This window comes from Arthrobacter sp. NPDC056493 (assembly GCF_042795115.1).
Taxonomy (GTDB): Bacteria; Actinomycetota; Actinomycetes; order Actinomycetales; family Micrococcaceae; genus Arthrobacter.
Genome location: NZ_JBHTSL010000041.1, coordinates 12,565 through 39,357, shown reverse-complemented (window position 1 = coordinate 39,357; position 26,793 = coordinate 12,565). Strand labels below are relative to the sequence as shown.

General features: G+C 64.4%; 25 protein-coding genes. 20 read left to right on the top strand and 5 right to left on the bottom strand.

Features of this window, described 5'->3' with window-relative positions; translation table 11 throughout:
* The first annotated feature begins 74 nt into the window (after nt 1-74).
* The 6 genes from ACFQ50_RS16280 (at nt 75) to ACFQ50_RS16255 (ending at nt 8,184) form a co-directional block, all read left to right on the top strand.
* On the top strand, nt 75-1,808 hold the full coding sequence (locus ACFQ50_RS16280) for an ABC transporter ATP-binding protein (RefSeq protein WP_377996692.1): 1,734 nt from the start codon (nt 75-77) through the stop codon (nt 1,806-1,808).
* Nucleotides 1,805-3,856, top strand: coding sequence for an ABC transporter ATP-binding protein (locus ACFQ50_RS16275; protein WP_377996683.1), 2,052 nt, complete (start codon nt 1,805-1,807; stop codon nt 3,854-3,856). The genes ACFQ50_RS16280 and ACFQ50_RS16275 overlap by 4 nt, the downstream gene beginning before the upstream one ends.
* A gap of 56 nt (nt 3,857-3,912) precedes the next feature.
* Nucleotides 3,913-4,341 carry an acyl-CoA thioesterase gene (locus ACFQ50_RS16270; RefSeq protein ID WP_377996682.1) on the top strand — a complete coding sequence of 143 codons (429 nt, stop codon included), beginning with the start codon at nt 3,913-3,915 and terminating at the stop codon, nt 4,339-4,341.
* 2 nt (nt 4,342-4,343) lie between these two features.
* Entirely contained in the window at nt 4,344-4,616 is a 273-nt protein-coding gene (locus tag ACFQ50_RS16265) for a hypothetical protein (protein ID WP_377996681.1), read from the top strand.
* Between the two features lie 54 nt (nt 4,617-4,670).
* Nucleotides 4,671-6,902, top strand: a complete 2,232-nt coding sequence (locus tag ACFQ50_RS16260; protein ID WP_377996680.1) for an McrB family protein — start codon at nt 4,671-4,673, stop codon at nt 6,900-6,902.
* Between the two features lie 85 nt (nt 6,903-6,987).
* The gene (locus tag ACFQ50_RS16255; protein WP_377996691.1) at nt 6,988-8,184 is read left to right on the top strand and encodes a restriction endonuclease; all 1,197 of its coding nucleotides are present in this window, start codon (nt 6,988-6,990) and stop codon (nt 8,182-8,184) included.
* Here the strand turns inward: ACFQ50_RS16255 and ACFQ50_RS16250 are convergent.
* Entirely contained in the window at nt 8,181-8,624 is a 444-nt protein-coding gene (locus ACFQ50_RS16250) for a hypothetical protein (RefSeq protein WP_377996679.1), read from the bottom strand. The genes ACFQ50_RS16255 and ACFQ50_RS16250 overlap by 4 nt on opposite strands.
* 350 nt (nt 8,625-8,974) lie before the next feature.
* On the opposite strand from ACFQ50_RS16250, the gene ACFQ50_RS16245 reads away from it, so the two are divergent.
* Nucleotides 8,975-9,523: a TetR/AcrR family transcriptional regulator gene (locus ACFQ50_RS16245; RefSeq protein ID WP_377996690.1), complete on the top strand. Its 549-nt coding sequence runs from the start codon at nt 8,975-8,977 to the stop codon at nt 9,521-9,523.
* 88 nt (nt 9,524-9,611) lie between these two features.
* Here ACFQ50_RS16245 and ACFQ50_RS16240 read toward each other — a convergent pair whose 3' ends face one another.
* The gene (locus ACFQ50_RS16240; RefSeq protein ID WP_377996678.1) at nt 9,612-11,303 is read right to left on the bottom strand and encodes a sensor histidine kinase; all 1,692 of its coding nucleotides are present in this window, start codon (nt 11,301-11,303) and stop codon (nt 9,612-9,614) included.
* Between the two features lie 101 nt (nt 11,304-11,404).
* On the opposite strand from ACFQ50_RS16240, the gene ACFQ50_RS16235 reads away from it, so the two are divergent.
* On the top strand, nt 11,405-12,160 hold the full coding sequence (locus tag ACFQ50_RS16235) for a response regulator transcription factor (RefSeq protein WP_377996677.1): 756 nt from the start codon (nt 11,405-11,407) through the stop codon (nt 12,158-12,160).
* A gap of 29 nt (nt 12,161-12,189) precedes the next feature.
* On the opposite strand, the gene ACFQ50_RS16230 is transcribed toward ACFQ50_RS16235, so the two are convergent.
* Both ACFQ50_RS16230 and ACFQ50_RS16225 read right to left on the bottom strand, forming a co-directional pair.
* Nucleotides 12,190-12,615 (bottom strand): very short patch repair endonuclease, encoded by a 426-nt coding sequence (locus ACFQ50_RS16230; protein WP_377996676.1) that lies wholly within the window; start codon nt 12,613-12,615, stop codon nt 12,190-12,192.
* A gap of 26 nt (nt 12,616-12,641) precedes the next feature.
* A complete protein-coding gene (locus ACFQ50_RS16225; RefSeq protein ID WP_377996675.1) occupies nt 12,642-13,076 on the bottom strand; it encodes a pyridoxamine 5'-phosphate oxidase family protein in 435 nt (144 codons plus the stop codon).
* A 209-nt stretch (nt 13,077-13,285) separates the two neighbouring features.
* On the opposite strand from ACFQ50_RS16225, the gene ACFQ50_RS16220 reads away from it, so the two are divergent.
* The 4 genes from ACFQ50_RS16220 to ACFQ50_RS16205 all read left to right on the top strand — a co-directional run bounded on the left by ACFQ50_RS16220 (nt 13,286) and on the right by ACFQ50_RS16205 (nt 17,529).
* Nucleotides 13,286-15,100: a purine-cytosine permease family protein gene (locus tag ACFQ50_RS16220; RefSeq protein WP_377996674.1), complete on the top strand. Its 1,815-nt coding sequence runs from the start codon at nt 13,286-13,288 to the stop codon at nt 15,098-15,100.
* Between the two features lie 390 nt (nt 15,101-15,490).
* The gene (locus ACFQ50_RS16215) at nt 15,491-15,964 is read left to right on the top strand and encodes a DUF6318 family protein (RefSeq protein WP_377996673.1); all 474 of its coding nucleotides are present in this window, start codon (nt 15,491-15,493) and stop codon (nt 15,962-15,964) included.
* A 45-nt stretch (nt 15,965-16,009) separates the two neighbouring features.
* On the top strand, nt 16,010-16,885 hold the full coding sequence (locus ACFQ50_RS16210; protein ID WP_377996672.1) for a hypothetical protein: 876 nt from the start codon (nt 16,010-16,012) through the stop codon (nt 16,883-16,885).
* Between the two features lie 74 nt (nt 16,886-16,959).
* Nucleotides 16,960-17,529: a DUF6318 family protein gene (locus ACFQ50_RS16205; RefSeq protein WP_377996671.1), complete on the top strand. Its 570-nt coding sequence runs from the start codon at nt 16,960-16,962 to the stop codon at nt 17,527-17,529.
* A 28-nt stretch (nt 17,530-17,557) separates the two neighbouring features.
* Here the strand turns inward: ACFQ50_RS16205 and ACFQ50_RS16200 are convergent, their stop codons facing one another.
* Entirely contained in the window at nt 17,558-18,886 is a 1,329-nt protein-coding gene (locus ACFQ50_RS16200) for a GAF domain-containing protein (protein ID WP_377996670.1), read from the bottom strand.
* Nucleotides 18,887-19,079: 193 nt separating this feature from the next.
* Here ACFQ50_RS16200 and ACFQ50_RS16195 point away from each other — a divergent pair, with 193 nt between their 5' ends.
* From ACFQ50_RS16195 to ACFQ50_RS16160, 8 genes are all read left to right on the top strand, one after another.
* Nucleotides 19,080-20,870, top strand: a complete 1,791-nt coding sequence (locus tag ACFQ50_RS16195) for an NAD(P)-binding domain-containing protein (protein WP_377996669.1) — start codon at nt 19,080-19,082, stop codon at nt 20,868-20,870.
* A gap of 284 nt (nt 20,871-21,154) precedes the next feature.
* Nucleotides 21,155-22,228, top strand: coding sequence for an alkene reductase (locus ACFQ50_RS16190; RefSeq protein ID WP_377996668.1), 1,074 nt, complete (start codon nt 21,155-21,157; stop codon nt 22,226-22,228).
* Between the two features lie 188 nt (nt 22,229-22,416).
* Nucleotides 22,417-22,953, top strand: coding sequence for an alternate-type signal peptide domain-containing protein (locus tag ACFQ50_RS16185; protein ID WP_377996667.1), 537 nt, complete (start codon nt 22,417-22,419; stop codon nt 22,951-22,953).
* Between the two features lie 70 nt (nt 22,954-23,023).
* The gene (locus ACFQ50_RS16180; RefSeq protein ID WP_377996666.1) at nt 23,024-23,632 is read left to right on the top strand and encodes a hypothetical protein; all 609 of its coding nucleotides are present in this window, start codon (nt 23,024-23,026) and stop codon (nt 23,630-23,632) included.
* A gap of 100 nt (nt 23,633-23,732) precedes the next feature.
* The gene (locus tag ACFQ50_RS16175) at nt 23,733-24,227 is read left to right on the top strand and encodes a signal peptidase I (protein ID WP_377996665.1); all 495 of its coding nucleotides are present in this window, start codon (nt 23,733-23,735) and stop codon (nt 24,225-24,227) included.
* The gene (locus ACFQ50_RS16170; protein WP_377996664.1) at nt 24,224-24,709 is read left to right on the top strand and encodes a hypothetical protein; all 486 of its coding nucleotides are present in this window, start codon (nt 24,224-24,226) and stop codon (nt 24,707-24,709) included. Before ACFQ50_RS16175 ends, ACFQ50_RS16170 begins: the two co-directional genes overlap by 4 nt.
* Nucleotides 24,710-24,761: 52 nt before the next feature.
* Complete coding sequence (locus ACFQ50_RS16165; protein WP_377996663.1) at nt 24,762-25,493, top strand: GntR family transcriptional regulator; 732 nt, start codon at nt 24,762-24,764, stop codon at nt 25,491-25,493.
* 294 nt (nt 25,494-25,787) lie between these two features.
* Nucleotides 25,788-26,783, top strand: coding sequence for a sugar phosphate isomerase/epimerase family protein (locus tag ACFQ50_RS16160; protein ID WP_377996662.1), 996 nt, complete (start codon nt 25,788-25,790; stop codon nt 26,781-26,783).
* The last annotated feature ends 10 nt before the right edge of the window (nt 26,784-26,793 follow it).

The window sequence follows — 26,793 nt, the reverse complement described above, 5'->3', positions numbered from 1 at the left end:
AAGGCTTGGGCTGTCAGACCCGTCTGCTATTACTCTTCTTAACTCATTCGCGCTCTCCCGAAGGATCCGTGAGCATGCTCGTCACCCTCATACGGCGTTATTCCAAACCGTATTTGCCCTACATCGTGGCTGTCATCGCCTTCCAGCTGGCATCCACCATAGCGGCGCTCTACCTGCCCAGCCTCAACGCCCAGATCATTGACGAGGGCGTCTCCCGCGGCGACACCGATTTCATCTGGCGCACCGGCGCCGTCATGCTCCTCGTGGCCTTCCTCCAGGTGGGCACCGCCATTGCCGGCGTCTACTTCGGATCGAAGACGGCCATGGCGTTGGGCCGCGACCTCCGCCGTGGCGTTTTCCGCAAGGTGACCAGCTTCTCGGCCAAGGACGTCAACGCCTTCGGCGCGCCCACCCTGATCACCCGCGGCACGAACGATGTCCAGCAGGTCCAGATGCTGGTGCTGATGGGCCTGAACTTCATGGTGTCCACGCCGATCATGTGCATCGGCGGCATCATCATGGCCCTGCGCGAGGACATCAACCTGTCCTGGCTGGTCTGGGTCTCGGTCCCCATCCTCATCGTGGTGGTGGGTTACATCGTGGTGCGCCTCATGCCACTGTTCCGCTCCATGCAGAAGAAGATCGACCGCATCAACGAGGTCCTGCGCGAGCAGATCATCGGCATCCGCGTGGTCCGCGCGTTCGTCCGGGAACCGTATGAAACGGAACGCTTCGGCCAGGCCAACAAGGAACTGACGGACGTATCGCTCAAGATCGGTGCGCTGTTCGTCCTGATGTTCCCTGCAATCGGCATGATCCTGCACCTGTCCACCGCCGCCGTGCTCTGGTTCGGCGGCCAGCGGGTGGACTCCGGCGACATGCAGGTCGGCTCCCTGACAGCGTTCCTGCAGTACCTGCTGCAGATCCTCATGGCGGTGATGATGGGCACCTTCATGGCCATGATGATTCCGCGCGCGTCCGTCTGCGCGGACCGCATCGGTGAGGTGCTCGACGTCGAACCGTCCATCCATGACCCGGAGCGGCCGGTCACTCCGGGGCAGCTGACAGGCGTGGTGGAGTACCGCAACGTCACGTTCGCCTACCCGGGAGCCGAGGCGCCGGTCCTGAGCAACATCAGCTTCACCGCCCGGCCGGGGGAGACCGTGGCGATCATCGGCTCCACCGGTGCCGGCAAGACCTCCCTGCTGTCCCTGCTGCCGCGGCTGTACGACGTGGCCGACGGCGACGTACTCCTCGACGGCGTGCCCGTCAGCCAGCTGGACCGGGCGGAAATCACCAAGCGCGTGGCCCTGGTTCCGCAGCGGCCCTACCTGTTCTCCGGAACCATTGAGCACAACCTCCGCTTTGGAAAGCCGGAGGCTTCCGACGACGAACTGTGGGATGCGCTGCACGTGGCCCAGGGCGACGGCTTCGTGAAGGAAAAGAAAAACGGCCTCGCGTCCCGCATCGCCCAGGGCGGCACCAACGTGTCCGGCGGCCAGCGCCAGCGCCTGTGCATCGCGCGCGCCCTGGTTACCAGGCCCAAGGTCTACCTGTTCGACGACTCCTTCTCCGCGTTGGACGTCGCCACCGACGCCCGGCTGCGTGCCGCGCTCAAGCGCACCACCGCTGACGCCACCGTCATCATCGTCGCGCAGCGCATCTCCACCATCACGGAAGCGGACCAGATCCTGGTGCTGGACAACGGCCGGATCGTGGACCGCGGCACGCACGAGGAACTCCTCGAAACGTCGCCCACCTACCAGGAAATTGTTGAGTCCCAGCTGAGCGTGGAGGAAGTGGCATGAGCGCCGAAAAGAAGGGCACCGGCCAGAACCCAAGCACCGGCCAGGACGCCGCTCCGGTCCTCGAAGACGACGACTTCGTCGAGGAGGAGTACAAGCCGGGCGAAGCCGACGGCGGCATGTTCGGCGCGATGCCAGCCAAGAAGGCCCAGCATTTCTGGCCGTCGGCGAAGCGGCTCATGGGCCTGCTGAAACCGGAAGCCGCCGGCATCTACGTCGTGGTGGGCATGGTGATCGTTTCGGTGATCCTCAACGTCATTGCGCCCAAGGTGCTGGGCCAGGCCATGGACGTCATCTTCGGCGGCGTGGTGGGTAAGCAGTTGCCGGCCGGCGTCAGCAAGGACCAGTTCGTCGAGGGGCTGCGGGCCCAAGGCCAGAACAACTTCGCGGACATGGTTTCCCGGATGGAGCTGGTGCCAGGAACAGGCATCGACTTCCAGAAGCTGACCGTGCTGATTTCAGCCGTGCTGCTCATGTATTTCGTGGCCAACATCTTCCTGTGGCTCCAGGGATACGTCCTCAACAGGATCGTCATGAAGGTGATCCGGCAGCTCCGCGACGACACCGAAAAGAAGCTTAACCGGCTGCCGCTGAACTACTTCGACACCCGCCAGCGCGGCGACGTGCTCTCCCGGGTGACCAACGACGTCGACAATGTCCAGCAGGCGCTGCAGCAGGCGTTCGCCCAGCTGATCAGCTCGGTGCTGACGGTGCTCGGCATCGTCATCATGATGTTCATCGTCTCGTGGCAGCTGGCCCTGATCGCCCTCATTGCGCTGCCGCTCTCCGGTGCTGCGGCCGGCGTGATCGGCGCCCGCAGCCAGAAGCTGTTCGCCGCACAGTGGAAGAACACGGGGGAGTTGAACGGCCAGATCGAGGAGTCCTTCTCCGGGCACGACCTGGTGCGGGTCTTTGGCCGCGACGCGGACATGCTGGCGCGCTTCGACGAGCGCAACGAAGCCCTGTACAAGGCCAGCTTCGGCGCCCAGTTCGTGTCCGGCATCATCTTCCCGGTGATGCAGTTCGTCTCCTACCTCAGCTACGTCGGCATTGCGGTGGTGGGCGGCCTGCGGGTTGCCTCGGGCAGCATGAGCCTGGGCGACGCCACGGCCTTCATCCAGTACTCCCGCGAGTTCACCCAGCCGCTGGGGCAGATGGCGGGCATGGCCAACATGCTGCAGTCCGGAGTGGCATCTGCCGAGCGCGTGTTCGAGTTCCTGGACGCGGATGAGCAGGACGCCGAGACCGCCACGCAGCACCTGCCGGCCAAGACCGACGGCCACGTGGAGTTCCAGGACGTCACCTTCAGCTACACGGCGGACAAGGCCCTGATCGAAAACCTGTCCTTCACCGCGGAGCCTGGGCACACGGTGGCCATCGTCGGTCCCACCGGCGCCGGCAAGACCACGCTGGTGAACCTGGTCATGCGCTTCTATGAGCTCAACTCCGGCTCCATCACGCTCGACGGCGTGGATGTCACCCAGCTGAGCCGGGCGGAGCTGCGCTCCAAGGTGGGCATGGTGCTGCAGGACGCCTGGCTGTTCGGCGGTTCCATCTACGACAACATCAGGTACGGCAAGCTGGACGCCACCGAGGAACAGGTCATGGCGGCGGCCAAGGCCACGTTCGTGGACCGCTTCGTCCGGGCGCTGCCGGACGGGTACAGCACGGTCATCGACGAGGAGGGCAACAACGTCAGCGCGGGCGAGAAACAGCTCATCACCATCGCCCGCGCCTTCGTGGCCAACCCGTCGCTGCTCATCCTGGACGAGGCCACCAGCTCGGTGGACACCCGCACCGAGCTGTTGGTGCAGAAGGCCATGGCTGCGCTGCGCACGGACCGGACCAGCTTCGTCATCGCCCACCGGCTCTCGACGATCCGGGACGCCGACACCATCCTGGTCATGGAGAACGGCAAGATCGTGGAACAGGGCAACCACCAGACCCTCCTGGCCGCCGAAGGCGCCTACTACCGGCTGTACATGTCGCAGTTCGCCGGAGCGGATGCCGAGGAGACACCCGTGGACGATTCAACGGCGGTGCACAGCTGACCGCCGCAAAACCCGGAGGCCACCCCGACCCCCGGCGCATTGAGGTGCTCGTGCCCATGCGCTGGGGGGACATGGACGCCTACGGGCATATCAACAACGTGGAGATCGTCCGCATGCTGGAGGAGGCGCGCATCGCCGCCTTCGGTCCGCCCGCCGGCGCCGGGCTGCCCGGCATTGAACCGGAAGTCTCGCTGTTCAACGCCGTTCCCAAAGGGACCATGGCGCTCGTGGTGGATCATCGGATCCGGTACGTGAAGACCCTCGAATACCGGAACGTCCCCGCGGCGGTCCAGGTATGGGTCGGGGCGGTCAAGGGCGCAAGCTTCGACATTCACTACCTTGTGCAGGACCCCGTAACTGGCGACGATTGTGTGAAGGCCGCAAGCCATTTGGCCTTCGTCGATGAAGCCACCGGAAGGGTACTGCGGCTGACACCGGAACAGAAGCAGCTGCTGGAGCCCTTCATTGAGCGCAAGGAGCATTGACCGTGGGAACCGGGAAATTCGGAAAGAAGAATATGGCACGGAAGAAGAAGTCCTGGAAGGAACTTCCGCCTGCTGCGCGCATCGGCACCATTGTGATCGGAGCCGCGCAGCTCGCCTTCCTCGCCGCGGCCCAGCGCGACCTTTCGCGCCGTCCCGCCGAGCAGATCCGCGGCTCCAAGATGTTCTGGCGGCTGGCCACGCTGGTCAACTTCATCGGCCCGGGCTGCTATTTCGCCTTCGGCCGGAAGCGGCTGCCCGCTGTTACCCGGAAGTAGCTTTCCGGCCCGTCATGGTGCTGGCGCTCAGGTTAACCCTGTAAATTTGAACGCATGACCCCCGCCCCAAAGCCTGCCATGCACCGCGCCCTCGGAATCTCCAAAGAGATCGAGGACGCCGCGTGGTTCGTACTCGGCGCCGGGCTGCAGGGCAGGCCATCGGCGCTGGACGGCCGCACGCAAACGTGGACGGCGGAGGCCGCGGCGGAACTGCTGGAACGCCTTGACCGGGGAGTCGCGGACGCCAAGGCGCCCATGATGACCAACCTGCGCCACAACCTGGCGGACGCGTCCCCTTCGGCGAAGCAGCTGGCAGTGGAACTCCTCTTCCTGCAGTCCTTGCCGCTGGCGCACGAGGTCAAGTCGCTCAAGGTCAAGCGGGCGCGGGTCGCCGAGGCAGCGTCCTGGCTAGAACCGCCGTTGGAGCTCCCTGATGAGCTTTACCAGGGCATGACCGACCACGGCGTCATCCGCGACCGGACCGCCGAGTTCAACTGGACCATCTGGGACCACCTGAAATGGCTCTGCCGGTTCGTGCAGAACGTCGACCGGCAGTCCACGGCCGAAATCGGCAAAGCACTGACGGATCCGCTAGCCTTCCACATGCTGGCGGCCGAAACGCCCGATGACCAGCCGGCCATCCGCCGCAGCATCGAATACCTGGCCTGGCCCAGCTACTTCGAGCCGGTGGTGGCCGACGTTGAACGCCAGGAGATCCGGGACGCCTTCGCCTCCCTCGTCGGCGGGGCCAAGGGGGACAGCGAGGAGGAGATCACCGCCGACATCCGCCGTATCCGCCTGCACCTGGATGAGCAGGCCGGCCAGCGGATCGACTGGTACTCCCGGCAGCTGGTGAGCCAGTGGCGGAAGGTCGGGGACCCGGGCCGCCGGGCCTGGCTGCTGCGCACCCACCACGACAACGCCGAGCTCCTGGCTGCCTGGACGGCAGAGGAGAAGGTGACGCTCGACGTCGAACACCTCCGCCTGCTCGACGCCGGCGTTACCGCCGGGCTGGTCCAGCACGCCGTGGACGAGGACTACAAGCACCTCGGCTACGTCGAGCGGGAAGACACCAAGACCGCCGTCTTCGCGTTCCTGACCGTCATGAAGCCGGGCGACCTCGCGCTGTACCAGAACGCCGGCGCCGTCCGGATCGGCGTCGTGCTCGGGGAGCCGGACCACAACGGGGACAACCGCCGGATGCGCCGCAAGGTGCGCTGGTTCGACGAAGCCCACGCCGTGACCGACCTGCCGCGGCACATCCAGCGCCAGCTGGCCACCCCGGGCATCGTCGTCGACGTCACCCGGGTGGTGCAGGCGGTGCAGGCGCTGCTGCCCGCCGAGGCGGAAACCGAGCCCGACGCCGATGCGTCACCGGCCACCGTTGCCCTCCCCGTACTGGGCGGCTTCCGCCCGGTGACGCGCGAGTTCGCGGACTCCCTGCACATGGAGGTGGAACCGTTGCAGGAGATCGCCGACCTGCTGGAGGAGAACCGGCAGCTGGTCCTGTACGGGCCGCCGGGAACCGGCAAGACCTACCTCGCCAAGCACCTCGCCGCCGAACTGGCGCAGGACAGCACCGACGAGCGGGTGAAGCTCGTCCAGTTCCACCCGTCCTACGCCTACGAGGATTTCTTCGAGGGGTACCGGCCGGACAAAACCGACGAGGGCCAGGTCTCCTTCAAGCTCGTGGCCGGGCCGCTGCGCCGGCTCGCGGAGGAAGCAGCGAAGCCCGGCAACGAGTCCAAGCCCTACTTCCTGATCATCGACGAGATGAACCGCGCCAACCTGGCCAAGGTGTTCGGCGAGCTGTACTTCCTGCTGGAATACCGCGATGACCGGATCTACCTGCAGTACAGCCCCAACGAGCCGTTCACGCTTCCGGACAACCTGTACATCATCGGCACCATGAACACCGCGGACCGCTCCATCGCCATGATGGACGCCGCGATCCGCCGCCGCTTCGCCTTCATCGAGCTGCACCCGCAGACCGAGCCGGTGAGGGGATCGCTGCTGAGGTTCCTGGAGGCCCGGCAGCTGGACACCACGCCGGCGCTGCTGCTGGACGCCCTCAACCAGGCCATCGATGAATGGGACCGCGACCTGATGATCGGGCCGTCCTACTTCATGAAGAAGGCGGCGCAGACCCCCGCCGGCCTGCGCCGGATCTGGAAGTACGAGCTCATGCCGCTGCTGGAGGAGCACTACCACGGCCAGCTCAACCGGGCCCAGCTGGAAGAGCGCTTCGGGCTGGACCAGCTGCTGGGACGCCTTGCGGCTCGCTAGCCCGGCGGCTCCCGTGGTGGTTGCCGGAACCGGCGCCGCTGCCCGTGGCGGCCGCGGCTCTGCGCCGGCTCTGCGGCACATCGTTCTGGATGAGCTCTCCCGCGGCACTGTGGAGAAGCTCGACCCGGACAGCGCCGCCTTCCTGAACTCCAGTGGCCTGGCCAAGGCGACGCCCATGGGCATGGGGCTTTTCCGGATTGAGCCCGTCGGCATGGTCGGATCCGTGCGCACCCCGCTGGTGCAGCTCGACGTGCGGCCCAAGGGCAGGCTCGGGCTGAGCCGGCTGCTTTTCCTGCTGAGCTACGCCGGGGACCAGGGCTTCCGTGACGACACCGTGGCGGCCGACGAAGATGCCGAGTTGTGGAGCGCCCTGGCGGCGTCGTTGGTGCAGCTTGCCGATCGCGCCCTGCAGCGCGGCGTCCTGCAGGGCTACGTCACGGTCGACGAATCGCTCCGCACGGTCAAGGGCCGCATCCGCATCTCGGACCAGATTTCCCGCCGGCCGGGGATGCTGGTGCCGCTGGAAGTCTCCTACGACGAGTTCACCGAGGACATTCCGGAAAACCGCATCCTGCGCGCCGCGCTCGACCGGATGTCCCGGGTCCCGGGCGTGCGCCCCGATGTGCTGGGCCGCCTGCGGCAGCTGAAGGGAAAGCTCGACGGCGTCACCCGCCTTCACGCCGGCGCCCCGCTTCCGTCGTGGCAGGCCAGCCGGATGAACCTCCGGTACCATGCCGCGCTGCGGCTCTCCGAGGTGATCCTGCGCAATGCGTCCGCCGAGGCGGGGGAGGGCAGGCAGCAGACGGCGTCCTTCGTCGTCGACATGGGCAAGGTCTTCGGGGACTTCGTCGGCGCAGCGCTGCGCCGGGCCATGGCGGCTTTTCCCGGCGAGATGAGGCTGCAGTACAACGCGATGCTGAACGAGGCGGTCCGGGACTCTGACAGGCTGACCGTCCGCCCGGACGCCGTGCACCTGCTGGGCGGCCGGCCCGTGGTGGTGTACGACGCCCAGTACCGGGCCGGCACCGACCAGGGCGCATCGCTTTCGGCGGACCATTTCCAGATGCTCGCCTACTGCACCGCCTTGCGCGTGCCCACCGCCTGGCTGGTCTATGCCGGTGCGGGCGAGATGAAGCTGAGACGGATCCTCAACACGGACATCGACATCGTCGAGTTTCCGCTGGATCTGTCCCGGCCGCCGTCGGAAATCCTGGCAGCCGTGGCCGACCTGGCCGAGCAGTCCTGGGGAGAAGTGGTGCGCCAGGCGACCCTCGGCCGCTAGCCTTGCGGATCCTCAAGTTCACCGGCCAGCTCGGGACCGGCCAGCTCGGGACCGGCCAGCTCGGAACCATGCAGGGCGAGCAGATGCTCGAGGAGGGCCTTCTCCGGGCACCCGGCATTGTGCGCAAGGCAATGCCGAAGCCGGCTTCTGGCGGTGGCGCTGGCAGGGTCACTGTCCTCGAGTACCGAAGCAATGATGCCGACCACCTGCCGCCGCAGGGAGTCGATTTTGGGGCGGCGTGCGTCCGCCTCGTGGGGTGAAGCGTCCTGTTGGGCTGAGCCGTCAGGGGGCGATGTGCTGCCCTGGCTTTCGGGAGGGCGCCCTGGCCCCAGATTCTCCAGCGAGGCTGTAGGCGCCCCGGCCACCCGGAAGTCGGCCGCATGGAAGTAGGCATCAGAGTGGACAAAGTCGTGAGCATCCCACCGGAGATAATCTGCCATCCTGACACTTCAACTTTCGGTATGCCCGTTTCATCCCACTGACTGGGAAAGTCCACTTGTGGAAGACCATGCAAACCGTCCAGGCCAGGCAGTCAACGGGACCGGATCTAGCATTCGAAAAACCGCTCAGACTTATTAGAACAATATCCCAAGACAGACAGGTCTGTCTTGCATATTGGGATAGAATATTCCTAATGGCAGAGGTACCCAGCTCCAAGCAGTGGAGCGCCGGGGAACCAGCTTCCGGAGCGCTTCAGACTGGACCGCAGCCGGCCGCCACGCCCGGCTTCCCGCGCCCATCGGGGGGCAGGACGATTGGCGAGGACACTGCGGGGTCCGGCCCTGCCGGAATGCATGAGCGGATCGTCGACGCGGCCTATGAGCTGTTCGCCCGCCGTGGCGTCCGGAACGTGGGAATCAACGAACTCATCAGCAGTTCCGGCGTCGCCAAAGCCACGTTCTACCGCCACTTTGCCTCCAAGAACGAACTCGTGCTGGCATTCCTTGAGCGGCGCGACCAGGTATGGACGGTCAACGCCATCATGGGGGAGGCACGGGGGAGGGCGGACACGGCGGAGCAGCAGCTGCTGGCCATCTTCGATGTCTTCTCCGACTGGTTCCACCGCACCGACTTTGAGGCCTGCTCGTTCATCAACGTGCTGCTGGAGATGGGCGCTTCGCATCCGCTGGGGCGGGCCAGCATCGACTACCTCGCCAAAATCCGCGGACACGTGAAGCAGCTCGCCGACGAGGCGGGGCTGCAGCGGACCGACGACTTTTCCCGCTCCTGGCACATCCTGATGAAGGGCTCGATCATCTCCGCGGCCGAGGGTGATCTTGACGCGGCCGGGCGTGCCCGGCAGCTCGCCGGATGGCTGATCGAGGACCACCGGGCGTAACCGTAAAGGACACCTTCGGGCGGGTAGCGCGGTCACGAACTCGGTTCTGCGTTGCGCGAGTTCTGCACCGCGCTAGTTCTGCACTGCGCTAATTCTGGACCGGCACGGCAAACGTAAACGTGGTGCCTTTCCCCACTTCGCTGCGGAGCGAGACCCGGCCTCCGTGGGCCTCCACAATGGCCTTGCTGATGGACAGCCCCAGCCCGACGCCGGGAATGGTGGAGTTGCGGACGGCTGCGGACCGGAAGAACTTGGCGAAGACCTCGTCCTGGTCCTGCTGGCTCATGCCCATGCCCGTATCGCTGACGCTGCACACCATGTGGCCGTCCTCGGACCGCAGCGCCACCACCACGTCCCCGCCGTCGGGCGAGTATTTGATGGCGTTGGACACAAGGTTGTCCAGGACCTGGGAGATCCGCGCAGCATCGATGTGGGCCTCCAGCCGCTCCGGGGCGTCGGCGCGCAGGTGGATGCCTGACTCCGCGGCCCGCGGCAGGGCAGCGGTGACACTCGTGCGCACCAGTTCGGCCACGTTAACGGCCTCGGGCGTGACGAGTAGCTGGCCGTTGCGGCTGGACAGCAGGTCCGAGACCAGCGTGAGCAGCCGTTCCGAGTTCCGCCGGATGATTTCCAGGGGGCCGCGCTGGGAGTCGGTGAGGTCGTCGTCGTCGTCCAGCAGAAGCTCGACGTAACCAAGAATCGAAGTGAGCGGCGTGCGGAATTCGTGCGAGACATTCGAAACGAAATCGTCCTTGGCGGCCAGGGCGTTCACGAGCTCGGTGACGTCACTGAACACGATCACGGAGCCGGCAAAATTCCCGTCCTGGTCCGTCATGGGCCGCGCGCTGGTGGATATGGCGCGTTGTTCGGCGCCCGCTCCGAGCCACACGAGGTAATCGGTGAATTCCTCGCCCAGGACCGCGCGCCGGACCGGCCGCTGGTCGACCGGGACCAGGGTGGTCCGGTCAGCGGAGAACACCAGCAGTTGGGACTCGTTGGGATCATCGATCGTTGGGGGCGTTGCCAGCTGGTGATGCTTGCGCTGCTTGCGGTTCATCAGGATGTCATGGCCCTGCGCGTCGACGGCGAGGACGCCCATGTGCACTGTGTCCAGGACCGTGTTCAGCAGCCGTTCCTGGCGTTTGCTTCCGGTCAGCACGCCGCGGAGCTGGGAGTCCTTTTCTTCCAGGTCCCGCTGCTGCTCCTCAAGGTCCCGCTGCTGGCGGACCATGCTGAGCGTCATGACGGACACGGTGACGCCGATGCCCAGCATCATCACCGGCAGCAGGAAGGAACGCGCGAGGTCCTGGCCGGAGACGGCGCCGCGGAGGAACAGCGGCACCCAGATGATGCCCAAGGGGCCGAAGAAGGAAATGGCCACCGCGGCTTTGGGGAACAGCCCGGAGGCACACAGCCAGATGACCGGAAAAACGGCCATGAGGCTGAGGCCCGTCAGGCTGTCCTGACCGCCTTCCCTGCCCAGGCAAATTGACACCAGGTCCAGGAGGGGTATTACCAGGAAAGAGGGAAACGGCAGCCGGTGCCAGGGGACGGCATAGCAAAGGACCAGTATTACTGCCTGTGACAGCAGGAAACTGATGAAAAGGGGATTGCGGAGAGTCTCAGGGAAGAACGCCAGAATAAGGAAAGTTGTAATTCCCGCCGTCACGGAAAGCGGCATTTGGCTCAGCATTACCCTGCCCCGCAGGGAGTACTCGTGGAAGGGCCGCCGGAAGAGCAGGATCCGGCCGGAGGAATCTTTCCAGGCGATACTGCTCATGGGCGATGGTCCATCTGGGCGTGGCGTGAGAACCGCATAGGAGCAGGATATCCGCCGGGAGCTATACTGCAGACGGGATGTAGCGGGCTGAGGGGGCTGCGATGGGTGATACACGCGTGGGACTGGTCATTGAGGATGACCACGATATTCGCGAATTGGTGCGCGTCGTTTTGACGCAGGCCGGTTTTGAAGTGCGCGCCGCAAGCAGCGGAGCCGAGGGCGTTCTCGCCGCCAGGGAACTGGACCCGGCGGTCATCACGCTCGACCTCGGACTGCCGGACATCGACGGCTTCGAAGTGGCCCGGCAGATCCGCCAGTTCTCCGACGCCTACATCGTCATGCTCACTGCCCGTGCGGAGGAGCTGGACACCCTGATCGGCCTTGAGTCCGGAGCCGACGACTATCTCACCAAACCGTTCCGTCCGCGCGAGCTGCGTGCCCGCGTTGCGGCCATGATGCGGCGTCCGCGTTCGACGCCGGAACTTGCCGAAGAGGCCGGCTCACCGGCCGCCGCCGCGAGTGAGGGGCGGAAGTACACCCACAATGGCCTGGACCTGAGCTACGAATCCCGGACCGTGGCCGTTGACGGCCAGGAGCTGAGCCTGACCCGTACCGAGTTCGACCTGCTGCACGCCCTGCTTGAGGCGGGCCGCATGGTCCGTACCAAAGCGGATCTGGTGCGCCGCCTGCGGGACGAGCCGTACGACGTCGGAAGTTACATCAGCGAGGCGGACGAGCGGTCCGTCGAGGTGCATATGGGCAACCTGCGCAAAAAGCTCGGCGATTCGGCGCAGAGTCCGCGCTGGCTGCAGACTGTCCGCGGCGTGGGCTACCGGCTGGCTCCGGCTGAGAACTGAACTGGGCCCTGCTCCAGTTCAGCGCTGGGTCAGCCCGCCGAGAGGAACAGCTCCAGCTGTTTCTCCACGGCGGACATGTCCCTGAGCTCGCACTCCCAGACTGTGAGGACCTCCCAACCGTCGTTTTCGAGCTGACGCCGCTGGCTGGCGTCGCGGTCCCGAGTGCGGGTGCGTTTCGTTTCCCAAAATTCGGCGTTGGCCTTGGGGGCGTGCTGGCCCACCTTGCAGTCGTGGAAGTGCCAGAAGCAGCCGTTGACGAAGATGACTTTGCGCCGTCCGGCGAAAACGAGGTCCGGGTTGCCTGGCAGCTTGATGCCGCGCGAGGCGCCATGCAGGCGGTAGCGGTAACCCTTGGCGTGCAGGAGGCTCCGCACCAGCAGTTCGGGCTTGGTGTTCTTGCCCCTGATGCGGGACATGTTCCAGCTGCGCTGCTCAGGAGTCAGCCGGTCCGCCATATTCCCAGTTTAGGCCGGCGGCCTCTCTAGAAATCGCGCTCCGGCTGCTCGCCAAACTGGAAATGCCGGCCGCTAACGGAACCGGGATCGATCTCCACGTAGAAGTCCTTCAACGTCGGGACCCAGGACGCGAGCCCGAGCTCTTCGGCTTCGGCGATCTCCGCTGACTTGCTCAGGACGCGGGCTGTCCCCCGGAGCACCACCGACCAGGCCTGGTCCGACATGATGCCGTCCGTCTCGAACAGGACCCTGTCGTTGATGGTCACCTGCGCGAGCTTGTTGCCCGGCGCTGTCCGGAAGTACAGCTTCCTGCGGCTGGTCACGTAATTGACAGGGAAGATATCCGGCTCGCCGGCCACTGTGACCACAAGGCGGCCGTGCTTGGTGCCCTCCAGGAGTTGCCAGCACTGCTCTTCGTCGAGGACCAGGATGGGATCGCCGTCGGCGTGGGTGAACATCATGTGCTCCATTCTTCTACACTGCGTAGAAAAACGATAGGTGTATGGACAGATTTTCCCAGTAACCGCGGCAGCGCGCCACAGGTCAGGGCCGTTGCCTTGACCAGCCTGTTTGTATCTTTACACCGCTGTAATACGGCCGGAACCGTACTGTCGCACGGCGTGACTAGCGTCGGCGAGGAAGACAAACCGGTGATGAAAGCGGATGCCTCATGACGAATGACGTGAAGGACAGCGAACTGTTGGATAGTCCGGGCGGCGGTCCGACGGCGGGAGGTAGTGCCGTCGGCCGTTCCGGCGTCGGACTGGAAACTAAGCGGCCACGGGCGGCCGGCAAGGCGGCGGCCAGCAACGCCGACGCCAATACCGACGCCATGAGCGCCACGAAGGAAAGCCTGGAAGATTACACGCTACGGTTCGCCCCGCGCTCTTACCGCAAGTGGAGCGCTGGCGTGGTGGCGACGAGCGCGCTGGGGGGAATTGCCTACCTGGCTGACTTCTCGATCGGGGCGAATATCGGGATTGCCTACGGCACGGTGAACGCGGTCCTCGGAATTGTGGTGGCCGCGGTGATTATCTTCGCTACGGGTTTTCCGCTGGCCTATTATGCCGCGCGCTACAACATCGATCTGGATCTGATTACCCGCGGTTCCGGGTTCGGCTATTACGGCTCGGTGGTGACGAACGTGATCTTTGCGACCTTCACGTTTATTTTCTTTGCGCTGGAGGGATCGATCATGGCGCAGGGCCTCGAACTGGGGCTGGGAATACCGCAGTGGCTGGGTTACGCCGCGTCCACGATCATCATCATTCCGCTCGTCATTTATGGGATGAACACCCTGGCCAAACTCCAGGTCTGGACAACGCCGCTGTGGCTGCTCCTCATGGTGGTTCCGGTCGGCTACCTGCTGGTGTCCCACCCCGGCAGCATCGATGACTTCTTCGCGTACACGGGCAACTCCGGTGCGGCAGGCACGAATCTGGCATCGGTCATGCTGGCCGCAGGCGTCTGCCTGTCGCTCATGGCGCAGATTGCGGAGCAGATCGATTACCTGCGCTTCATGCCGCCCAAAACCGCGGACAACAAGGGCGCATGGTGGCGTGCGGTGATCCTGGCCGGGCCGGGATGGGTCCTGTTTGGTGCGGTCAAGCAGATCGTGGGCATGTTCATCGCCGTTTACCTGATCGCCAAGTTGGATCCCGCGGCATCGGCGACGGCGAACGAGCCCGTGCACCAGTTCCTCGGCGTCTACGAGGAGATGATGCCGGCGTGGCTGGCGATGAGCCTGGCCGTGGTGCTGGTGGTCATTTCCCAGATCAAGATCAACGTCACCAACGCCTACTCCGGCTCGCTGGCGTGGACCAACAGCTTCACCCGGGTGACCAAGACCTACCCCGGGCGCATGGTGTTCGTAGCGGTGAACCTGCTGATCGCGCTGATCCTGATGGAAGCCAACATGTTCGACTTCCTCAACACGATCCTGGGCTTCTATGCCAACTGCGCCATGGCCTGGGTGGTGACGGTGGCCTCGGACATTGCAATTAACAAGTACCTGCTGAAGATTTCACCCAAGGCTCCGGAATTCCGGCGCGGCATGCTGCATGCAGTGAACCCGGTGGGATTTGTGTCCATGCTGGCTTCTGCCGGGGCATCAATCGCGGTGTTTTTCGGTGCCTTTGGTTCCGGCATCCAGCCGTATTCACCGATTTTCGCAGTGGTGCTGGCGCTTGTCCTGCCGCCGGTTCTGGCGGTTCTGACCAAGGGCAAGTACTACCTGCGCCGCTCCGATGACGGGATCGACCTGCCAATGTTCGACGCCGACGGGAACCCCAGCCACGCAAAGCTCCTCTGCCACGTGACCGGCATTGAGTTCGAACGCCCGGACATGATGCGCTCGGCCCAGGACGGGCCCGACGGCGAACCCCAGTTTGTCTCGTCGCTCGCCTTGTCGACGGACAAGACGGGGGAGCTGGTGCTTCCGGCGCAGCCCCGGCTTACGCCGCAGGTCAGCGCCGGAACGGTGTAACCGACCGGTTGACTGAAACTCGGCGGGTCCGGTGAGATTCTCACCGGGCCCGCTTTGTCTTCTGCCTGGTGGCTTGATCCCTCGAAAATTTGCCTGTGGATAACTTTGAGCCGAAAAGTGTGACCTCGGTTACCCTTTAACCATTGTTTGGACACAGATGTCTTGAAACCTATCCGGGGGGATTAGCGCATGACTTCTCGTACCTGCATTTCCGAACGCCTCCGTCTGCCTGTGATCTCCGTGCTTGCTGTGTCCGTCCTTGCCCTCAGCAGTTGCAGTGGTGGCGGAGACCCGCAAGCTGGCCCTACTGCCTCGACCGTGGCGTCGCCAGCGCAGTCCGCGTCGGGTTCGGCGTCTCCCAGTGCTACGCCCACGCCCAAACCAACGCCCGTGTACAAGCCGGCTGACGCTAAGGGGCGGGCGCAGAATGTGCCGGTGCCGGTCAAGCCTGCCCTGGCCGACAAGAACACGAAGGAGGGGCTGGAGGCGTTTGCTAGGTACTGGTATGCCCTGCTGAATTACGGTTTCGAGACTGGTAATTTGTCTCCGATAAAATCCGTAACGGGTGCTTCATGCGCAATGTGCGGCAAGATATTTCCCGGAGTAGTCAAATGGAACTCGAGTGGTAGGTGGGTTGAAGGCGCCGTAATAAACGTGCAGGCTGCCCAGTCGAAATTTGTTGCAGTGCTCCCCGGTCAGTTCCAGGTCGTCATTCAGTCTGAGCAAGAAGCCGGAACGCTTCGAAACGCAGATGGCTCCGTCGGCCAAACAGTGGCACCATCAGGGGTGCTGGGCGACCTGATGATCGCCGAATACGTGAAGGGTAAGTGGCATGCCCTCAACGTCGATCGACTCGGTGGTTAGTCCGTGCCATCCCATTGGAGGCAATTTGTTGCTGGAATGCTCTCCATGTTCTTAGCCATTTCGGCGCCATCGATCTCAAACGCCAATGAGGGGGGTTCTGATCTCTCGTGGAACGACAGGGGGATAGGCATATGGCGGTACGATCCCGGCGCTGGCGGCTGGGTAGATATGCCCCAGTCGCTGCCGGACGATCCAAAAACCTACAAGTTTGAGTATTTGTGTCTGGATGACGGCAAAAACAACTTTGACATAGGTTGTCTGGCGGCCTCCATCAAGTGCACCGACGGCAAGGACGGACGCCCAGTACGTTGGTATGAGTCGCTGAAGTCAATTAACCCCCCAGTCTGGAGTTGGATACCGCCCGACCGCTGTGTCTATACCGAGGATCCAAGCGACGTCCTCGGCAGGATCGCCGCCCAGATCCAGCGTCGCTTCGAGCAACTTCCCGTCAACGCAGGCACTCTCGGTATTCAGCCGAGACCGCATACGCTGAGGGGCGCCGAAACCAACTTCTACGCGGAATCCTCCGAACAGGCCTTCGACGTGACAATGCTTGGGCAAAAGGTCCACATCATCGCCAAACCGGTCCAGTACCGCTGGGACTATGGCGACGGGACATCGCTTGGTCCGACCATCACAATGGGCGGCCCGCTGCCGCAGGATCGCTGGGGCGAGAAGACCCGGACTAGCCATGCCTACGCCGCGACCGGTGACTTCAACGTCGTTCTGACAACGTACTTCCAGGGAACCTATTCCGTGAACGGTGGGCCCGATCTACCCATCCCCAACCAGGGTCAGTTCAGCTCGCCGCCCCAGAGCGTGAGTGTTTGGCGCTCGGTCACACGCACTTATGCCGACGATTGCATCGCTAACCCGCGGGGCGAAGGTTGTCCTGCCGGGTCAACGATGAAAGGCCGGTAGTTGCCGTGACACTGCATTCCAATCCCCTCCGCCCCGTATTTTTGATTGCGTTTTCCGCGGCGCTAGGGCTGCTCATGACTGCTTGCGGTGGGGGATCCCCCACGGACAACACGACAGGTGGCTCGCTGCGGCCGACCGCCGTGGCGTCATCTGTACCGACAGCAAAACCGACGCCTCGCTATAAACCTGCCGATGCAAAGGGCAGGGCCCGAAATGTTCAGCCTCCGCTCAGGCCGGCGTTGTCCAGCGAAAACTCGAAAGAGGGGGCTGAATCATTTATAAGATACTGGTTCTGGCTGTTCAATTACGGCGTTGAAACCGGCGACTTGTCCAAGTGGACCAAGCGAGCATCTCCTGCTTGCGAATTCTGCAGTTCGTTAAAGAAGGGTGTGGCGGCCAGTTATAGGGACGGTGGCTGGCTTGTAGGCGGGGGAGTCTCATTGCCAATAGTCCGAGTCACTTATAAGCCCGGTGCAGCCAAGCAGCCAATAATTGTTCAGGTTGCTCAAGAGGTGACTCACTACTACCTAGCTGACAAATCTGTTGCTCGCAGCCCGACGCCTGAGAACAGCTCGACCGTGGGAATCTACGTTAGCTACGCGAACGGAGCTTGGAGTGTCGTCGACATGCACCCCCTTCGCTGACGCCGGACCTGGCTAAACAAGCTCAGATTTACGCCCGCAGCTCTCGATCCATCCGTGCCATCTTGGCCCGCACCAACTGGAAGCGGGGATCATCTGTCCCGGCAATTTGCTCAACCGCGGCGGCAGCGGAGGGATCCTCCGCGCCCATGTCTGTGGAGCACCACCGCAGGATCAGGTCGGCTTCGCCACTTGCACGCACGGAGGCACCCACGGCCTCGTTGAGCTCATCGCGCATGAGCTCGATGGCGAAGTTGGCCGAACGGGTCAGGAGCTTCGCCGGATACGCAGCGAGGGCTTCGGTCACGCGTCCCGCCCGCAAGTGGGCAGTCACCATAGACGCGTCGGTCTTCACCTGCACTCCAGCGGCGAAGCGGTAGGGATTGGGTTCCACGACGTTCCCGAGCAGCCCCCGAATTCGGTGCATCTCCGTCCGGACTGATGCGGCGGCGCCGTCCTCGCCATATATCTCGTACGCCAGTTCCTCCGCGCTCCAACCACTGGACCGGGAAGCGAGCATCGCCAGGATTTCGGCGCGGCGCAGCGTCAGCGCAAGCGGCACGCCGCCGTCGACCTCTGCCGCGGGCTTGTCACCGAGTATGCGGAGGGTCAAAGTACTGCCTAATCCGCTTCTGGTGTTTGCGGCAGGACGGGCCGGTGCCCGCCCTGCCGCCGCGCCGACAGCCGGCGTTGCCGCCGACTTGAGCAGTTCCTCGGCCAGCCGGACACCGCACCGCACCATCCGCAGGCTGTCTGGCGTCATGGATTGGATAGGTCCGGAGACATCGAGGATGCCCAGGACCTCGCCCGTGAACGGATCCCGGATAGGGGCAGCGGTGCAGGCCCAGTCATGGTGGGTACGAACGAGGTGCTCCGCCGAGAACAACTGCGCGGCGTTGCCGGTGAACAAGGCCTCGCTGATGGCGTTGGTCCCCACACCGGACTCGGACCAGTCGGCGCCCTCCACGAACTCCAAAGAATCGGCCTGGCGCAGAGCACGACGGCTGCCGATCCGCCAGAGAACCTCGCCGAGGTGGTCCGTGACGATGAGCAGATGTCGGCCATCCGTAGTCTCGTCGGCAAGCAATTGGGACAGAGCCGGCATGACAACTGCCAGGCGGTGTTCGGCGCCGAGTAGCCGGGCTTCGCTGACGTCGTGGCGGTGGACCGGCCGGTGCCGGTCGGGATCGATCCCCAATGCCAGCGACCGCTGCCACGAGGTCACGAGTGACGGGGCTATGTTCGGGTCGGGGCGTCCGGAAATCGTGGCTTCATGGGCCTGTCGCAGGGCCCGGGCGTACTCAAGGGGAGACGTGAACCGAAGATCGCGTGCTTGGGCGGCAGCATCAGGCGTCGGCATACGTGTCCTCCAACTCGTCATTGAATGGTGCCCATGGCCGCCCACCAGAGGACGAAAGCATGCAACCCGATTGTAACCCCCGGCGGCTTTTACTTGTGATGCGGGTCACGGAGGTGCGCAGGGGGTCGCGGCCCCGGCAGCAGCAACGTGGCGCCCGGCCATATGGCCGGGTCATCAAAGGAAAGAGGAAATCATGCCCGAGACACCAAACGGCATCGTCGCCGGATGGCTGGAGCAGTTCGACGAAGCGCTGCGCAGGAAGGACACCGCAGCGGCGCTTGAGCTGTTCGACGAGGAATCGTACTGGCGCGACTTCGTGTCCTTCACCTGGAACCTCAAGACCATGGAAGGCAAGGACAGCATCGGGCGCATGCTCGAGGCGACCCTTGACGACGTGGGGCCGCACAACTGGGCGCTCGCAGAGGACGCCACCGGTGATGCCGCCGGCGCCGAAGCCTGGGTAACGTTCGAGACTGCCCAGGCCCGGGGCTATGCCCACGTGCGCCTGCGCAACGGCAAATGCTGGACGTTGCTCACCACCATGCAGGAACTCAAGGGATTCGAGGAGAAAAAAGGCCCCAACCGCGAGCAGGGCGTGGCCCACCGCATCGAGAAAGGCCGAAAGTCCTGGCTTGAACTCAAGGAGGAGCAGGCCGCCAAGCTTGGTTACGAGGAGCAGCCCTACACCGTGATCATCGGCGGCGGCCAGGGCGGCATCGGACTTGGCGCACGGCTCCGCCGGCTCGGCGTTCCCACCATCATCATCGAGAAGAATGCGCGGCCGGGCGACTCCTGGCGGAACCGCTACAAGTCCCTGCACCTGCACGATCCCGTCTGGTACGACCACCTGCCCTACATGAAGTTCCCGGACGACTGGCCCGTCTTCGCCGCCAAGGACAAGATCGGCGACTGGCTGGAGCACTACACGCGGATTATGGAGCTCAACTACTGGTCCAGCACCGAATGCACCAACGCACGCTGGGACGAGGACACCCGCGAGTGGGAAGTCAGTGTGGTCCGCGACGGCGAACCGGTCACCCTGCGCCCCAAGCAACTTGTCTTCGCTCTGGGCGTTTCCGGCTACCCCAACGTTCCCAATTTCGACGGCGCCGAGACGTTCCTGGGGGAGCAGTACCACTCGTCCAAGCATCCGGGCGGCGGGGACTGGACGGGCAAGAAAGCCGTGGTGATCGGGTCCAACAACTCAGCCCACGACATATGCGCCGACCTCTGGGAGCACGGCGCCGACGTCACCATGGTCCAGCGCTCCTCCACGCACATCGCCCGCAGCGAGTCGCTCATGGACCTGGCACTCGGCGACCTTTACTCCGAGAGGGCCCTGGCCAACGGCGTCACGACCGAGAAAGCGGACCTGCTGTTCGCTTCGCTGCCGTACCGGATCCTCCCGGACGCACAGATCCCGGTCTACCAGGAGATGGCCCGGCGCGACGCTGACTTCTACTCCCGGCTCGAGGCTGCGGGGTTCGACCTGGACTTCGGCGTGGACGGTTCAGGGCTCTTCCTGAAGTACCTGCGGCGCGGTTCCGGCTACTACATCGACGTAGGCGCCTCGCAGCTGATCATCGACGGCAGGGTAAAACTTGCCAACGGCGAGGTCGGCAAAATCACGGGCAACGCCGTCGTCCTGGCTAACGGCGCCGAGCTCGAAGCCGACGTCATCATCTACGCCACCGGCTACGGCTCGATGAATGGCTGGCTCGCCGATCTGGTCTCACCCGAGGTGGCGGACGCGGTCGGGAAGTGCTGGGGATTCGGCTCGGACACGCCCAAGGATCCTGGCCCGTGGGAAGGGGAACTGCGCAACATGTGGAAGCCCACGAATGTGGAGAACCTCTGGATTCACGGCGGAAACCTCCACCAGAGCAGGCACTACTCCACGTACCTGGCGCTGCAGCTCAAGGCCAGGATGGAAGGCCTTCCCACTCCGGTGTACGAACTGCAGCCCTCCCACCACATCCGCTGAAAGGGGCACGCACATGAAAGCTGCACGGTTCCACGCCCTGGAGGACCTCATCGACAAGGGGTTCGACACCCTGATCAACCACAACGACACCGCCGTCAAGATCATCGTTCACCCTTAGGGGGTGGGCCAGAGACAACGGAAAGTCCGACGCCGGCACCCAACCCGGGTGCCGCCGTCGGACTTTGTGTGGGGGCTGGGGAAGTGAACTGCGCCACACCCGGAATAGTTGCACGCGCGCTTCAGTTACAGCTGGTGAACCTGATGCATTCTGAAAGGAACTCCGCATGCTGTTTTCCCCGCTGACACTCGGCGAGCACGAACTTTCCAACCGGCTCGTCATGGCACCCCTGACCCGGCTTCGCAATGGCAGGGAGGGCGTACCCGGCCCGCTCGTGGTGGAGCACTACCGCCAGCGCGCGTCGCTCGGCCTGATCGTCAGCGAGGGAACCTATCCCGCCCCGGCCGGCCGCTCCTACCCCGGACAGCCCGGGCTGGTGACACCCGAGCAGATTGCCGGCTGGAAGAAGGTCACCGACGCTGTCCACGCCGAGGGCGGCCGTATCTTCGCCCAGATCATGCACGGCGGACGCGTCTCGCACGAGGACATCAACGGCGGTCACCGCGTCGTCGCGCCCAGCGCGGTCGCCGTCGAAGGTGAAACGCGAACGTACAACGGCAAGCAGCCGCACCCCGTCCCGCACGAGCTTTCCATCGACGAGCTGCCCATCGTCCGCGAGGAAATCGTCACGGCGTCACGCAACGCCATTGAGGCAGGGTTCGACGGCGTTGAGCTGCACTCCGCCAACGGTTACCTTCTCCACGAGTTCCTGGCGCCGAACACGAACGTCCGCGCCGACAGCTATGGCGGTTCGCCCGAAAACCGCGCCCGCTTTGTCATTGAGACGGTGAACGCCGTCGTGGAGGCCGTGGGTGCCAGCCGTGTCGGCATTCGGATCTCGCCCGAGCACAACGTTCAGGGCATCGACGAGACCGATGCCGCCGATGTCCGGGCAACCTACGAGGTGCTGGTCAACTCCATCGCCCCGCTGGACCTGGCCTACCTGAGCATCCTGCACGCCGACCCGACCGGCGACCTGGTCCAGGACCTGCGGTCACGTTTCAATGGCACGTTCCTGGTCAACACCGGTTTCGGCGTCATCACCACCCGCGAGGAGGCTCTGGCGCTCGTTGCTGACGGGCATGCTGACGCCGTCGTGGTGGGCCGGCCGGCCATCGCCAACCCGGACCTCGCCCGCCGCTGGCGTGAGGGACTGCCGCTGAACGAACCGGACCAGTCCACGTTCTACGGCGAGGGCGCGAAGGGCTACACCGACTACCCGGTGTACCAGCCGGCCTAGCACTCCTGCGGCTCCTAGCAGCCGTATAAGACCAACGGAACCGTCCCTTTCGGGGCGGTTTCATTGGTTTAAGCGGCAACTTTCTTGAGTGAATCTTGACCTTTTGCGGCATGGATAACTGAGCGGGCCCCTGCATTGTTCTGTGCAGGGGAAACATATTCATCACAAAGAACCCGAGGGGTCTCACCATGAAGAACAGCGCACTGATCAAGGGAACCGCTGCCATTGCCGTTGGCGCCGCACTGCTGCTGGGCGGCGGCGGAACGCTGGCCTCCTGGAACGCCTCAGATTCCGCCACCCCCGGCACCATCATCGCCGGTGACCTGAACGTCAGCGCCGCCACCGGCGTGTGGAAGGACGGCTCCGGCAACGCCGTGGACATCTCCTCCTACAGGGTTGTGCCGGGCGACACGCTTACTTACACCCAGGTCCTCACCGTGACCCTGTCGGGCGACAAAATGGCCGCAAACATCACGGCCACCGGCACAGGCGCAAACAACGGGTTCACCCCCGCGAACGTGACCGTCAGTGCGCCCGTACTGACTGCCGGCACCCCCAGCGCGGTTGTAACCAATCCGCTGACAACGTCGAAGACGGTCACCGCGACCATCACCTTCGCATTCAAGTCCGCTACCACCACCGGCCGCACGGACGTCGGCGCGAACTACAACTTCGGCAACGTCGCCTTCACCCTGCAGCAGATCACCCAGCCCGGCCTGTCATAGGCCGCTTCCGGCCGCCGCTCAGGGCGGCCGGAAGTTCACTTCAGCAATCGAATGAGGGTCAGGAGGAGCCATGGGCATCCCGCGCCACCTGCGGGCCGCGGCACTGGTCGCCGCGGCAACGCTCATGGGCCTCCTGACCGTCCAAGGGAGTTATGCACTATGGGCAGTTGCAGCCTCCGCGACACCTGGAACAGCAACCGCTGCATCCTTCGACGTCAGTCTCACCGGAACGCCTACGGGCCAGGTCACCAACATGACATTGCCCGGGGGGCAAGCGGCAATCATTTCGCTCAATCCATCCACGGCGCTGACGCCGGGAAACGCCGTCTACTCCAGCGTTTCTGCCATCAATAATTCCGACGCCGGCGGCCAGTTCAACATCAGCGTCACCGCGGGCGCACCGGTAGTCAGCAACGTGGCGGGTGGCGCTTTGGCGACTTACGTCACCGTCGCCGCCAGGACCGCGGCTACCGCCGGCACTTGCGGCACCACAAACTACCTCGCTATCCCCGCCGGGGGCCTGACATCCGTCGCGGTCCCAAAGGGAACCAGCGCAACACTCTGTTTTGAGGTCAGGCTCGCCTCCAACGCTCCGGCCACCGTGAAAGGACAATCCGTGACCGTCACGATTCCCCTCACTGCGACGCAGCTCTGCGGGGTGCCCAGTGGCTGCGCCTAGTATTCTTCCGACGGCGGACGCGGCTGCTGTCCGTCCGGCTGGCGGTGCGGTCCGCCGGCCTCTCCGGTGGCTCGCGGCGACGGGCAGAACGGTAAGTTTCGTGCTGCTGATGGCCGCGGTGTTCGCGGCCCTCGTACTCATCATCTTCCCGAAGGTCACGGGCTCCCAGACCTACGCGGTGCTGACGAACTCGATGGCACCGAAGTACTCGCCGGGCACCTACCTGGTGGTCAAGCCCACTGCTTTCAGCGAACTGAAGGCCGGAGATGTCATCACCTTCCAGTTGGAGTCAGGCAAGCCCGCGGTGGAGTCTCACCGCATCATTGGCTTTGGAACCACGCAAACGGGGGAGAAAACCCTCATCACCAAGGGCGACAACAACGACATCAACGACCCCAATCCCGTCCGCGAGCTGCAGGTGAAGGGCAAGCTCTTCTACGCTGTCCCGTATGTCGGCTACGTCGCCAACGCACTCGGGAACTCCGACCGTGGCCTCTGGGTGACGGTCGGCGCTGCATGCCTCATCGCGTACGGTGCCGTGCTCATCATCCGGAACTTCCGCAGCCGGCGCCGGGAAGCAGGAGCGGCGGCATGAATACCCCCGACGTCGTCCGGGCCAGGGTCCCCGGCGCCATGTTGGCACTCTTCGCCCTTGTGCTGACGGTGCTGCTGGGCATCGGCGGCACGGCCGCCGTCGCGCTTTGGCAACAGTCGGCGACGGCGACCATGTCGGTTACGGCTGCTGCGAACTGGGGCCCGCCGACAATAACCTTGGCCTGCACCCCCAGCGCCAACGAAAAGACGGCGACTCTGACCGCAACGTCCGCTCAGACGCCCACCCTCCTCACGCTTGCCCGCCAGGTCAACGGCACCTACGGCCCTCCCGCCATTGAGTATCCCGCCGACCCCAACGCGCAGACGTTCACGCTGACCGAGAACTCGCCCATCGTCGTTGCCAACGCCGGTGCCAACCCCATGACAGTCCGCGTGACCGCTACATTCTCGGACGGTCAGAAGGCGACCGCAGAATGGACCCTGGGTATCGCAAACGGCGGCAAGGTCAAGTGCGCGCCGTAACGACAGCCTGAACGTGCAGGCCTTCCCTGAGGCGTCCCTATAGGATCTGAACATGCAAAAAGCGTCCAACGGCACCCGCTCCGGCAGCCGGCCCGAGGATCCGACCGGGCGCAAGGGAGGCCGGACTGTCAGCCGCCAAGTCCTGGCCGACCACGTCTACGAGGAGCTGCTGGCCTCGCTCATGGACGGCAGGCTGGAGCCCGGGGCCGCCGTCAGCATTGACGGAACTGCCCGCGAGCTGGACGTATCCCCGACGCCCGTCCGCGAGGCACTGGCACGCCTGGAGCACACCGGCATGGTCCGCAGGGTGGCGCTCAAGGGCTACCGTGTTGCCCCGGTATTCACGCGGGAGGACTTTGCGGATCTCATGGAGGCCCGCCTCGCGATCGAGCCCGTCAACGCCCGCCTTGCATGCTCGCGCCTGAACCCGCACCGCCTCGCCGAGCTTGAGCAGACAGTCCAGGACCTGAAATCCGCGCCGCGCGGCCCGTCCTTTGCCGAGTACAAGGACTACCTCGAGGCCGACGAGCGCTTCCACCAGTTGATTGCCCAGCAGACGGACAACCAGTTCCTGGTTGGCGCCTACGCCGCACTTGGCGGACAGGTCCAGCGGTTCCGGCTTTTCGGGGGAGTGGGAATCACTGACGCCGAGAATGCCATCGCCGAGCACCAGGCCGTCCTGGATGCGCTGTCCAGCGGTGACCCGGAGAAGGCTGGGGCAGCCATGGCGGCCCACATCCAGAAGGTCCGCGAACGCGCCATGGCGGACGCCCCGGGGGAGTAACCTCCTCGGGTAGCGCCCGTAAATCCCGAAGTAAGTAGCACTACAGGGCGTTCCCAGCGCTGGGAACGCCCTGTGGTGCTACCCAGTTGGGGGAGGCGTAGCGTGGAGGGTGCAACGACTCGTTATCTCAGGCGTGGCGCCTCGGGGGTGAGGCACTTCACATGCGGACGTCATCCCTATAGGATCTTCGATGGTCGGCAATCGCGGTGAGCCGGCCGGGGAGATGTGACCTTGACAACTCTTACTAGATAGTAAATCCTATAGGAAACAGGATTCCACGAGGGAGTGAACACCATGGCTTACACCGCCGACAACTGGCCTATCACCGCGGCACTGCTGCAGTTCCCGGGCGTCGACGCCCAGGGAACCCACATCAACGACGCTGACGCCTCCGCCTGGGCGGACGTCTTCACCGAGGTCAAGGAAGCCGGCTTCGCCAACGCCGACCTCACGGACAGCTGGGTCCGTCCCGGCGACCTCAGCAAGGAGCGCCTCGCCGAGTTCAAGCAGACGGCCGACAGCGTCGGCATCGGTATCCCGGTCATCTCCGCCATCCGCCAGAGCGTGATCGAGGAGGGCAAGTGGGAGGACAACCTGGCCTACAGCCACCGCACGATCGACGCCGCCGCGGAACTCGGCTGCGAAGTTGTCTCCTTCGGCCTGCACCAGGCCATCACCCCGGAACAGCAGAAGCAGCTCTGGTTCTGGACCGTCGAAGGTCACAAGGACCAGGTGGGCGACAAGGAAGCCTGGAACAACGCCGTCACGCGGTTCCAGGAACTTGGCCGGCACGCGGCAGAAGTGGGCGTCCTGCTCTCGCTTGAGATGTACGAGGACACTTACATCGGCACCGCGGACTCCTCCGTGCAGTTCGTCCAGGACATCGGCCTGTCCAACGTCGGCCTCAACCCGGACCTGGGCAACCTGATCCGTCTGCACCGGCCCATCGAGGACTGGCGGGAAATGGTTGCCAAAACCCTGCCGTACTCCAACTACTGGCACATGAAGAACTACATCCGTGACGAGGACGTGGCCCGCGACATGTACGTTGCCATGCCCGCTCCCATGGAAAGCGGCCTCATCAACTACCGCGAGGCCTTCAAAGTGGCGCTCTCCGTTGGCTTCCAGGGCATTCTGTGCACCGAGCACTACGGCGGCGACGGCCTCTCCGTGACGGCCACCAACCAGGACTACCTGCGCCGCCACGTGCTGCCCAAGAAGGACGGCTATGCCCTCGGCCAGAGCCAGGTGGCACAGGGGCGGCAGCAGCCGGCCGCCGTCGCCCGCTAGAGACGCTGCG

Excerpts from the sequence above, each read along its gene's own strand:
- ACFQ50_RS16280 (WP_377996692.1), top strand. The coding sequence starts at position 75 with ATGCTCGTCACCCTCATACGGCGTTATTCCAAACCGTATTTGCCCTAC.
- ACFQ50_RS16275 (WP_377996683.1), top strand. The coding sequence starts at position 1,805 with ATGAGCGCCGAAAAGAAGGGCACCGGCCAGAACCCAAGCACCGGCCAG.
- ACFQ50_RS16270 (WP_377996682.1), top strand. The coding sequence starts at position 3,913 with ATGCGCTGGGGGGACATGGACGCCTACGGGCATATCAACAACGTGGAG.
- ACFQ50_RS16260 (WP_377996680.1), top strand. The coding sequence starts at position 4,671 with ATGACCCCCGCCCCAAAGCCTGCCATGCACCGCGCCCTCGGAATCTCC.
- ACFQ50_RS16250 (WP_377996679.1), bottom strand. The coding sequence starts at position 8,624 with ATGGCAGATTATCTCCGGTGGGATGCTCACGACTTTGTCCACTCTGAT.
- ACFQ50_RS16245 (WP_377996690.1), top strand. The coding sequence starts at position 8,975 with ATGCATGAGCGGATCGTCGACGCGGCCTATGAGCTGTTCGCCCGCCGT.
- ACFQ50_RS16240 (WP_377996678.1), bottom strand. The coding sequence starts at position 11,303 with ATGAGCAGTATCGCCTGGAAAGATTCCTCCGGCCGGATCCTGCTCTTC.
- ACFQ50_RS16235 (WP_377996677.1), top strand. The coding sequence starts at position 11,405 with ATGGGTGATACACGCGTGGGACTGGTCATTGAGGATGACCACGATATT.
- ACFQ50_RS16230 (WP_377996676.1), bottom strand. The coding sequence starts at position 12,615 with ATGGCGGACCGGCTGACTCCTGAGCAGCGCAGCTGGAACATGTCCCGC.
- ACFQ50_RS16225 (WP_377996675.1), bottom strand. The coding sequence starts at position 13,076 with ATGATGTTCACCCACGCCGACGGCGATCCCATCCTGGTCCTCGACGAA.
- ACFQ50_RS16220 (WP_377996674.1), top strand. The coding sequence starts at position 13,286 with ATGACGAATGACGTGAAGGACAGCGAACTGTTGGATAGTCCGGGCGGC.
- ACFQ50_RS16210 (WP_377996672.1), top strand. The coding sequence starts at position 16,010 with ATGTTCTTAGCCATTTCGGCGCCATCGATCTCAAACGCCAATGAGGGG.
- ACFQ50_RS16205 (WP_377996671.1), top strand. The coding sequence starts at position 16,960 with ATGACTGCTTGCGGTGGGGGATCCCCCACGGACAACACGACAGGTGGC.
- ACFQ50_RS16200 (WP_377996670.1), bottom strand. The coding sequence starts at position 18,886 with ATGCCGACGCCTGATGCTGCCGCCCAAGCACGCGATCTTCGGTTCACG.
- ACFQ50_RS16195 (WP_377996669.1), top strand. The coding sequence starts at position 19,080 with ATGCCCGAGACACCAAACGGCATCGTCGCCGGATGGCTGGAGCAGTTC.
- ACFQ50_RS16190 (WP_377996668.1), top strand. The coding sequence starts at position 21,155 with ATGCTGTTTTCCCCGCTGACACTCGGCGAGCACGAACTTTCCAACCGG.
- ACFQ50_RS16185 (WP_377996667.1), top strand. The coding sequence starts at position 22,417 with ATGAAGAACAGCGCACTGATCAAGGGAACCGCTGCCATTGCCGTTGGC.
- ACFQ50_RS16180 (WP_377996666.1), top strand. The coding sequence starts at position 23,024 with ATGGGCATCCCGCGCCACCTGCGGGCCGCGGCACTGGTCGCCGCGGCA.
- ACFQ50_RS16170 (WP_377996664.1), top strand. The coding sequence starts at position 24,224 with ATGAATACCCCCGACGTCGTCCGGGCCAGGGTCCCCGGCGCCATGTTG.
- ACFQ50_RS16165 (WP_377996663.1), top strand. The coding sequence starts at position 24,762 with ATGCAAAAAGCGTCCAACGGCACCCGCTCCGGCAGCCGGCCCGAGGAT.
- ACFQ50_RS16160 (WP_377996662.1), top strand. The coding sequence starts at position 25,788 with ATGGCTTACACCGCCGACAACTGGCCTATCACCGCGGCACTGCTGCAG.